Below are 656 nucleotides of genomic sequence, written 5' to 3' on the forward strand. Positions count from 1 at the left end.
AAGGGAAGCGGCACAACGCCGGATGATGGCCGATGTACCTCAAGCAGACGTTATTGTCACCAACCCGGAGCACTATTCAGTGGCGCTGCGTTATAAGCAAAAAACAGATCGTGCGCCAGTCGTGATAGCGAAAGGTACGGATCATATGGCGATGAAAATTCGAGAAGTGGCACGCGAGCACGACATTACGATTGTGCCTGCTCCACCACTTGCACGTGCGCTTTACCGTACCACTGAGTTGGAACAAGAAATTCCTGACGGTCTGTTTACCGCGGTCGCGCAAGTGCTGGCGTTTGTGTTCCAGTTAAAACAGTACCGCAAACGTGGTGGTCAGCGACCGAAAATTCAAGATTATGACTTGCCAATCCCGCCGGAACATCGTCATTAATCGTACAAAAAGCAAAATTAAGAAAAATATAAAACAATCAATGGATTGTGCTGTTATTTAGCTTTGAGTCATTATTTTGGCGTTGATTTTGGTACATAGATTGCTTAAGTCGACTAATTATCAACTATACCTAAACTTTTAGGCGAAAGTGGTCGCGTATAAACATTAGACATACGTATTAAAGTGCGTATTCGCGTGACGCTTCAATTCGATTGAGATACCTCGCAGTATGAAGTTACGCCGGCTGGTTGCAGATAAATTGCTACGA

Annotated in this window: 1 protein-coding gene; it reads left to right on the forward strand. The window is 45.0% G+C overall.

The window, feature by feature from the left end; genetic code table 11:
• The coding region (locus tag R7093_RS25960) for an EscU/YscU/HrcU family type III secretion system export apparatus switch protein (protein WP_318147112.1) at positions 1–388 on the forward strand (388 nt) is incomplete at its 5' end.
• Between the last annotated feature and the right edge of the window lie 268 nt (positions 389–656).

Source organism: Vibrio sp. 1580 (assembly GCF_033340055.1).